The 8515-nt window shown below is 49.7% G+C and carries 12 protein-coding genes; 2 read left to right on the top strand and 10 right to left on the bottom strand.

The window, feature by feature from the left end; all coding sequences use genetic code 11:
• From IBX50_RS14500 to IBX50_RS14480, 5 genes are all read right to left on the bottom strand, one after another.
• A partial coding sequence (locus IBX50_RS14500) for a flagellar hook-basal body complex protein (RefSeq protein ID WP_292257005.1) occupies positions 1-608 on the bottom strand: 608 nt, incomplete at its 3' end.
• 24 nt (positions 609-632) lie between these two features.
• Positions 633-1319 (bottom strand): flagellar hook assembly protein FlgD, encoded by a 687-nt coding sequence (locus IBX50_RS14495; protein ID WP_292257004.1) that lies wholly within the window; start codon positions 1317-1319, stop codon positions 633-635.
• Between the two features lie 86 nt (positions 1320-1405).
• Positions 1406-1879 carry a flagellar basal body rod protein FlgC gene (flgC, locus tag IBX50_RS14490; RefSeq protein ID WP_292257003.1) on the bottom strand — a complete coding sequence of 158 codons (474 nt, stop codon included), beginning with the start codon at positions 1877-1879 and terminating at the stop codon, positions 1406-1408.
• Between the two features lie 13 nt (positions 1880-1892).
• On the bottom strand, positions 1893-2294 hold the full coding sequence (flgB, locus tag IBX50_RS14485) for a flagellar basal body rod protein FlgB (protein WP_292257002.1): 402 nt from the start codon (positions 2292-2294) through the stop codon (positions 1893-1895).
• Between the two features lie 147 nt (positions 2295-2441).
• Positions 2442-2840: an ion channel gene (locus tag IBX50_RS14480; RefSeq protein ID WP_292257001.1), complete on the bottom strand. Its 399-nt coding sequence runs from the start codon at positions 2838-2840 to the stop codon at positions 2442-2444.
• Positions 2841-2921: 81 nt separating this feature from the next.
• Between IBX50_RS14480 and IBX50_RS14475 the strand changes: the two genes are divergently transcribed.
• Complete coding sequence (locus IBX50_RS14475; protein ID WP_292257000.1) at positions 2922-3287, top strand: YqcC family protein; 366 nt, start codon at positions 2922-2924, stop codon at positions 3285-3287.
• Here the strand turns inward: IBX50_RS14475 and IBX50_RS14470 are convergent.
• Together IBX50_RS14470 and bamE are read right to left on the bottom strand one after the other, a co-directional pair.
• Complete coding sequence (locus IBX50_RS14470) at positions 3284-3568, bottom strand: DUF1653 domain-containing protein (RefSeq protein ID WP_366930734.1); 285 nt, start codon at positions 3566-3568, stop codon at positions 3284-3286. The two genes, IBX50_RS14475 and IBX50_RS14470, sit on opposite strands and share 4 nt — an antisense overlap.
• Entirely contained in the window at positions 3555-3899 is a 345-nt protein-coding gene (gene bamE / locus IBX50_RS14465) for an outer membrane protein assembly factor BamE (protein WP_292256999.1), read from the bottom strand. The genes IBX50_RS14470 and bamE overlap by 14 nt, the downstream gene beginning before the upstream one ends.
• A gap of 155 nt (positions 3900-4054) precedes the next feature.
• Here bamE and IBX50_RS14460 point away from each other — a divergent pair, with 155 nt between their 5' ends.
• The gene (locus IBX50_RS14460; RefSeq protein ID WP_292256998.1) at positions 4055-5605 is read left to right on the top strand and encodes a cation:proton antiporter family protein; all 1551 of its coding nucleotides are present in this window, start codon (positions 4055-4057) and stop codon (positions 5603-5605) included.
• 28 nt (positions 5606-5633) lie between these two features.
• Here the strand turns inward: IBX50_RS14460 and IBX50_RS14455 are convergent, their stop codons facing one another.
• The 3 genes from IBX50_RS14455 to IBX50_RS14445 are packed head-to-tail and all read right to left on the bottom strand — an operon-like array spanning position 5634 to position 8241.
• Positions 5634-6158 carry an NUDIX domain-containing protein gene (locus tag IBX50_RS14455; RefSeq protein ID WP_292256997.1) on the bottom strand — a complete coding sequence of 175 codons (525 nt, stop codon included), beginning with the start codon at positions 6156-6158 and terminating at the stop codon, positions 5634-5636.
• A gap of 11 nt (positions 6159-6169) precedes the next feature.
• Positions 6170-7333, bottom strand: a complete 1164-nt coding sequence (locus tag IBX50_RS14450) for an MFS transporter (RefSeq protein WP_292256996.1) — start codon at positions 7331-7333, stop codon at positions 6170-6172.
• Positions 7334-7383: 50 nt separating this feature from the next.
• Positions 7384-8241, bottom strand: a complete 858-nt coding sequence (locus tag IBX50_RS14445; RefSeq protein WP_292256995.1) for a universal stress protein — start codon at positions 8239-8241, stop codon at positions 7384-7386.
• Between the last annotated feature and the right edge of the window lie 274 nt (positions 8242-8515).

The raw sequence follows: 8515 nt of genomic DNA, 5'->3' as shown, positions 1-8515 counted from the left end.
AAATACTGGGTAATCACATGCTCAATACCCAGACTGTCATAAACAGCCGTGGAATTCGCATCCGAATAGGTGGTGCGATCATTGGGATTAAACAATGCGATATTCAGATTCTCTTTGCGCGAGTCCAGGTTCAGCTCCACATCAACCTTTGAAGTAGCATTCGGCTCAACGTTAGTCTGGCTAAGGCGCATATCACCCATAATACCCTGCACATTCCCTTGCAGATCCGCAGTATAACCCTGCAGGCGTTTGCCCACGTTGTTGGTGATATACCCTTCTTTATCCAGGTCAAAATAACCAGCACGGGTGTATTCAATCTGTCCATTGTTGGAGAGGATAAAATATCCATTACCTTCAATCGCCATATCCAGTGCACGATCGGTGTAATTGATATTGCCCTGTGTATGCTGCTGAGAGACACGCTCTACCAGCACACCGGCACCTGTCGAATTACGACCCGTACCCAGAATGGAAGCACTGTACACATCACCAAATTCAGCACGCGACTGTTTAAAACCCACCGTGCTGGCGTTGGCGATGTTATTGCCGGTGATACTTAAATCCATCTGCGCGGCACGCAGACCAGAAAGACCAATATTAAAACTCATTGTTAGCGCTCCCCTGCCACAAAATTAGTTAATGATTTTCACGTCGCGCAGCGGTACAGGTTCATCCGCTCCGGTCAGATTCAACATGATTTCGCCACGCGCACCGGCATTCAGTGCCACACTGCTGACATTACGCGAAAGGAAGAGATCAACACCCTCATGCTCACCATTTCTGGCTGCATAAGCACGGAACTGATAAGCACCGGCAGGGAAGGGCTGACCTTCGGTATCCAGACCATTCCATTCAAAAGCCACTTCACCGGCCTGGCGCTGACCCAGCGAAATATCACCCATGTATTCACCCGCGCCGGAATAAACCGCCACAAACACATCAGCAGAAGATTCTTTAAGATCAACCGTGCCTTTAACTGGCTTACCATCCTGCAGCTCGGTCCAGTCAGTCAACACCTGTACAGAGCGACCCACCAGCGTTGAAGCTTGTAATGCCTGAGTGGATTGCAGACTGGTGGCAAACTGATTCACCGTAGTGTTCAGGTTGGTAATCCCCTCCAGAGAAGAGAACTGCGCCATCTGGGCAATGAACTCTGTATTGTCCGTTGGCTCCAGCGGATCCTGGTTCTCCAGCTGGGTAATCAGCAGACGCATGAAGTCATCCTTGCCCAGCTCACCATTCTTTTTGGTGTTCTCCGCTGCCCGCTGCTGGTTTTGTACCTGCAGATTCTGGTAGAAGTCGGTTTTCTCAATGCTCATGGTGTCGCTCTCTTTCAGTATTCTGGACATTTGCCGCTAGCGGCATCAGAGCGGCAATACTTTGCCGCACCAGTTAAAACTCAGGTTCAGGCACCCTGACCCAGAGTTAGTACGCGCTGCATCATTTGTTTAGTGGTATTCATCACTTCCACATTGGTCTGGAAGGAGCGGGATGCCGCCAGCATGTCAGTCATTTCTTCCACCACGTTCACGTTGGGGTAAAACACATAACCTTCTTCGTTGGCCATCGGGTGGTTTGGCTCAAAACGCATCTGCAGTTCCTGGTTGCTTTCCACAATACCCAGTACCTGCACACCTTCACCGGCCACATCACGCGGATTAAAACTGGTCACCGGGTTCTGGAAACCATATTCATCACTGATACCCTGCTTGTATCGCTCCAGCATGGGTGCAAACACTGGCTTGCGGGCACGGTAGGTTTCCTCGATGGAGGAGCTGACACTCTGTGCGTTAGCCATGTTGGATGCGGTGGTGTTCAGACGTACACTCTGAGCATTCATGCCGCTTCCGGCGATATCAAAAATTTTGTTCAGTGACATAATTCAGCTCCTGTTAACCCTGTTCTTTCATGGCCTTGACCAGACCTTTGAAGCGACTATCCAGAAAGCTGAAGCTGCTCTGGAAGTCCATGGCATTCTTGGCAAACTCTGCCTGCTCGATATTGGTTTCCACAGTGTTGCCATCGATGGATGGCTGGTGTGGAATACGAAATTTCATGGAGGAATCCATAATCACACCCTCGGCAGGGATATGCCGCTGACTGGTACGATTCAGTTCCATGCGCTGGCGGTTTTCATACTCACCCTGCAAAATGCCTTTAAAATCCAGATCACGTGCCTTGTAGCCGGGCGTGTCACTGTTGGCCAGGTTATTAGCCAGAATTTCCGAGCGCTTGCTGCGTACATTCAGCGCATCAGGATGGATTCCAAGAGCATTTTTGAAGTTAATCGACATAACAACCTCCAGTGACTTTGCTGTTACGCATTCAATTTTAGTGCCAAGATAAAATATTCATTACATTTCAGCACCTTGCATAATTTTACCAAGCAATCAGAGCACGACAGAAGCCACCACAAAAATAAAGCGGCAAAACACTGCCGCTCAGCTGATTTTCCAGTGCTTCTCCATTTCTATGTAGGTAAATGAGGCAGACCAGGTAATTAACAAAAATCCAGTCAGAGATTCTGTACCGTACAGCAACCTGACAATGCCCGCTGGTGCAAGATCACCAAAGCCAACAGTAGTGAAGGTAACAGTGGAAAGATAAATGTAATCCAGAAACTCTACGGTTTCATAACCAACAAGGCTACCCATCTGATACCCCTCAATCATCCACCAGGCCACCACTCCAAATAGCCAGATTTCTGCCACATGAGCAGTTAGCAAACCCATAATCAACCAGATAAACTTAGGTCTACGGCGAAAACCACTGCCGCTCATGAATCGACCCAGAAGGATTATTGCTTCATAGTGCATCATGATCACAACAATGACAGTCATAAGCACTATAGCCATTGCAACAAGATGACCAGCAGTTATTCCCATATATCAGCTCCAGAGTTCAACGGAATACACGAAAAGATGCACAATAATCACTCAAAAAACCACCCCATACTGCGCAGGCTCATCAACCTACTGATTGTACGCATGGATAATGCTGGACTTTGGCAACAACCTTGTCCGCCAGCCGATGCCTTTAATGGCAACACGCCTTTCTGCATGGATACCATGACCATTGAACAGTGGCTTCGCTATGTTTTTGTACCCAGACTGAATGCCATCATCGACTCAGGCCAGCCCCTGCCATCCGAATGCTCTATCACACCCCAGTTAAACATGCACTTACCAGACATAAAAAAGGCTAGCATCACCGAAGTGACATTAGCCATAGATTTATTACTGACTGAAAAACAATTGCCGCCGCTGCGTCTGTTAAAAGGGATTTAATCCATACCCCGTTCCGGCTTGGCTCCGAGATACTCAAAACGCGGTATCACTTCATCATTTAAGCTGACTGTCTCGGTGAACATCTCCAGTGGACGAACCCAGCGACTGCCATCCCCGTAACACTGACGGTACACCACCAGCCATTCTCCGGTCTCGCTGTGACGCGCCAGATGCAAAACCTCGTATTCAGCACCTTTATAATGACGATAAACCCCCGGTTGCAAATCAACTGGTGGCAATACTGCTTTTAATGAACCAACCATCACATCAGGGTCCGGCATGACCACGAGAATCCTTGCTTGGATCAGCCGTGGTGCGATTAAAAGTATAAGAAGCTACACGATTCTGCTCGTTAAAGCGTACCACCAGATCACTGGTTTGGGCATCAGAAAAGGCGCTGTAGCGGTAATGGCCGTAAGTCCAGGTTTGCTGGCCACTTTCCGAGCCTGTACGCCAGGGATTACCGAACATCTGCTGAATCTGCGCTCTAGTGGTTTCGCCCACTTTAATCTCTGGAACCTTATGTTCAGCATAAGGCTGACCCACCGTGGCACAACCTACCATTGCCACGGACAGCAACAGCAGCAAGGCAATACTGTATATACGCATCATATACATCTCCAATTTTTGTTATAGCCAAATAACATTATTGCACAGGTAAGACTGTTTATCCTCTTGTTGTCAAAAGGAAACAGGCAGCAAAAAACTTGATTTCAACCCGCCAAACTGCGTTAATTCCGCATCTTTTTTTCGTCAAGGATAAAGTCATGACAGAAGCCATCTGGATTATTTTTGCCTTTGGACTGGGCATGGCAGCTCGTGTCATCGGGCTGCCACCGCTAATTGGTTACCTTGCTGCCGGTTTTGCCATTGCAGCATCCGGTGAATATATCGGGCTGCCAGCGGAAAGTACCGGCGCACTGCAACATCTGGCTCATCTGGGTGTATTACTACTGCTGTTCACCGTGGGTCTTAAACTCAAGCTCAAAAGCCTTGCCCGTCCAGAGGTTATTGGTGGTGGCCTGATCCACTTCATGATTTCTTGCCTCATCTTTACCCCAGGAATCCTGTTTTTTCTGGATCTGGATTGGTACACCGCACTGATGCTGGCTATTGCACTGTCTTTTTCCAGCACTGTGCTGGCTGCCAAGGCTCTGGAAGGCAAGCGTGAGCTGCGAGCTTTTCATGGTCGGGTTGCCATCGGTATTCTGATTGTTCAGGATTTGATTGCGTTACTGGTGATGAGCCTTGCCGGTGGCAGCACACCCTCTATGTGGGCACTGGTGGTTTTTGGTATCCCGCTATTGCGACCACTGATCTACAAACTGCTGGATATGAGCGGCCATGATGATCTGCTGGTGCTGCTGGGATTATTACTGGCACTGGTGATCGGTGGTTACGGCTTTGAAAGTGTTGGGCTCAGCTCCGAGCTGGGTGCACTGGCATTTGGCGCCCTGTTAGCCAATCACTCACGTGCACATGAGTTATCTAAAGCACTGTGGAGCATCAAAGAAGTTTTTCTGGTTGGTTTTTTCCTGCAAATCGGCATGGGAGGTTTACCGGATGGACAGGCACTGATATTTGCCTTAGTGATGGCCGTCGTGTTACCAATCAAGGGTATCCTGTTTTTCTTCCTGCTGTTACTGTTCAAGTTACGCGCCCGCAGCGCTTTTCTGACTGGTTTGAGCCTGACCAACTACAGTGAGTTTGGCCTGATTGTTGCCAGTATTGTACTTCCTGAGTGGCTGATTCCGTTAGCACTTACCGTTGCACTGTCCTTCCTGATATCTGCACCCCTGTATCGCAGTGCTCACCCGCTGTATGAAAAATTAGCCAACCACCTGATTCCATTTGAGAGCAAGGGTTATCACCCGGATGAACAACCGCTGCACATTGATGCAGAGGTGTTGGTGATTGGACTGGGTCGTACCGGTACAGCAGCCTACAGACACCTCGAAAACAAAGGCTTTTCAATCGTTGGCCTGGATTCTGACCCTGTCAAGATTGAGGCACACAAACAGGATGGGCTGAATGCAGTTTTTGCCGATGCTGAGGATCAGATGTTATGGAAACAACTGCAAGCACCGAACTTGAAGTATGTGGTGTTGGCTGCCAACGATGTTGAAGCCAAGATCATTGCTACACAGAAACTGCGAGAAGGCGGCTTTAAAGGTTTTATCATTGGTCACAGCCTGTATGCCGATCATGCTGAGGCCATTACTGCCGCCGGTGCCGACTTTACCCACCAGACCTTTGCTGAAACAGGTATTGGCTTGGCGGAGCACATCCTCAAAAAAGCGGGCAAAGCCACTTCCTGAGTTTTAAGGTACCTGGTACTGGTAAAATTTAAGCCAGTACCAGGCACTCCGCTGCAATTTTTTCCAGCACCAGAGTTTCTCGCTGGATGGATAACCCCATGCTGGCTTCACCCGCTGCCATCACCTGACGGTTGTGTGTAATTGCATCATGCAAAGCAACCCAACGTACCTCCATGCCGTTGTTTACTTCATAATCTTCCATGCGAGGCTCAGCAAAACCCTCAGCGGCACTGCACAGGTAAAAATGTGAACGCATGAACATCAGATCATGCCCCGGTTTGTAATGCGGACGATATTCTTCCAGATAACCAAAATCCTGCTCAACCCGAATAGATCGCGCTCCTGTTTCTTCCATCATTTCCCGCTGCAAACCCTGCAATACATCCTCGCCTTCATCAATGCCACCGCCGGGCAGGCTGAAGTCATTATAACGGCGGGTATAAAGCAGCAGAATCCTGTCATCCTGCAGCAGGATTCCGCGTGCTGCAGTACGATGCAACACTTTATGATGAGGCTGGTACAAGGTTTCATTCAGTCGCGCAATCAGACGCATCGTTAATTCTCTTATCTATTCAAATGGATCGTAACCGGTAACAGCAGCATCAGCACCAAAACTACGCCACCACTTCCCAGTAAAAAAATTTCTGTCAATGACCAACCCTGCTCGATCAACCCACCCATCAACCAGGGAGCTGCCGCCGTGGCAAGCACCATAAAGGCCACCATCATGGAGCGGATGGAGCCCAGCCGCCCTGTGCCATACAATTCTGCCCAGAGTGCCGTTCCTATCGGTGAGGACAAGCCCACAGAGGCCCCCAGCAGCGCCATGAACACCAGCGCCGAGACAGGATGACTGAACAACGCCAAAACCAACAGCGCTGCCAACAAGGGTAGCTGTGCCCAGGGCAATAAGCGTCGGGCGGTGAAGCGATCCACCAGTTGCCCGGCAGATAAAGCCGTAACCCAGTGGATTACCCCATAAGCAATAAAACACTGAGCCAACCAGGCTGCAGACCAGCCCTGCTGTTGCAGAATAAAACCCTGCTGAATAAAAATACCAGTAATAAAAAAGGGGCCGGAAAGCACTGCAGGAACCACACACCAGAAGCGCCAGTCTCGCAATAACGCCAGACGCCCCAACCCTGATGCAACACTAGCCGGGGTCAATCGCAACTCATCAGCCTGTGGAGCACGTCTTAATAGCCACAAGGCCAGCGGCAGATAAATCAGCAGCACGCTGGCACTGAACACCCACCAGCTCTGCTGCCAACCCAGCCAGCCCAGCAGCACCACCGCCAGCAGTGGTAATAAAACCTCACCAGCAGGCACACCACTGGCTGAAAGGCTAAGCGCCTTGCCACGCTGGTGATTAAAATAACGCGCCATAGTCGTTTGTGCAGTGTGCGGCATCAAACCCTGACCCGCCAAACGCAACAGGTAGAAACTGCAAACCAGCATCAGTGAGCTGCTGACCCATGCCAGACTAGCCGTTGCCAGCAACAGCAGCAGAGCCGAAAAAACAACAAAACGCCTTAAAGGCCAACGATCAATCAAACCACCAAGAAGCAACACCGTTATGCCGCTGCCCAGTGTAGCCAGGCCATAAAGCATACCGTAGCTGGCCGCATCTAAGTTCAGGCTGGCCTGTATTCCGGCACCATACCAGCTAATAAAAAAAGATTGCCCCAGATTGCCCCAGAAAATGGTGATGAAACCAAAGGCAAGCAAGGGCCACTGCTGACGGATTAACGGCAGGTAACTGAACACTTTTGCTGATTTTATTGGCGCATCAGCAAAATAGGTACTTCGCTCATGCGCAACAGGTTGGTGGTGGTGCTGCCTACCAGAAACTGGCGGATGCGGGAGTGCCCATAAGCACCCATCACGATCAGATCCAGCTGTTGCTCTTTTTGATAACTCAGCAGTGTGCTTTCCACATCACCCTGTTTAAGAGCCGTTGTGACATCCTGATGCCCTTGCGCTTGCATTTCTTCTCTGGCTTCTTCCAGCAGCTGCTGATTTTTTTCTGTGTTTTCACCGATCATCAGCAGATGAAAAGGCAAGCCCTTGCACAAGGGGCTGCGGGCAATCACATACAACACCTGTTTGGCTGTAGCGCTGGCATCATAAGCCAGCAGCACTTTTTCCGGCTCTTTAAAACCAGGAGGGGTGATCAAAATTCGACAGGTCAAAGTACGAATGACTGCTTCCAGATTGCCGCCGATTTCACGGGCTGTGCTGTGGTGGTCTTCACCCTGGCGTCCCAGCACCAGAATACGGGTGTCTTCCTGCAAATCGGCGAGGGTTTCCACAAAATGCCCGTGGCGCTGTAATAATTCCGGGGTGTTGATGCCCCTGCCTGCCACACGTTTGCGGGCTTCTTCCAACTGCAGCTTGCCCTGTTCCAGTGCCAGTTTGCTGCGCTGAATATCCAGATCCGCCAGCTCTTCCATCAGATGAGTACGACTGCTCAAACCCAGATTGCCACTTAAATCCATTTTGGCAGGGTAAACACTTTTATCCAGCACATGCAGCAACACCAGCGGTCTATCCACCCGCTGACTGATCCAGGAACCGGCATCACAAACTGCACCGGCAGCATCGGAATTATCAATACACGCCACGATATTTTTCATAGGGTCAGATCCTTACAGCAGGGGTGAATAAAAAAACCGCTGCAGCAACTGTAACAAGCTATTCCATAAAATCAAAACTTTAGTGTCATGAATAAACTCCAAAAAAAAGCCGACCTGTAAAAGTCGGCAAAACGCTGCTTTGGAGCAAGCTAAGGCAACATCATGAGAAAAAACCTACCAACCAGCACCAGCCTTTAATACTGCGACCTTGTCGGTCTTCTCCCAGGGGAAAGCCGTGAAGGTGTCATTACCCACGGTCATTTCAACCGGCTGA

It is taken from the genome of Marinospirillum sp. (assembly GCF_014859565.1).
Note: the sequence above shows the minus strand (reverse complement) of the source record. Positions and strands in the feature narration are given on the sequence as shown.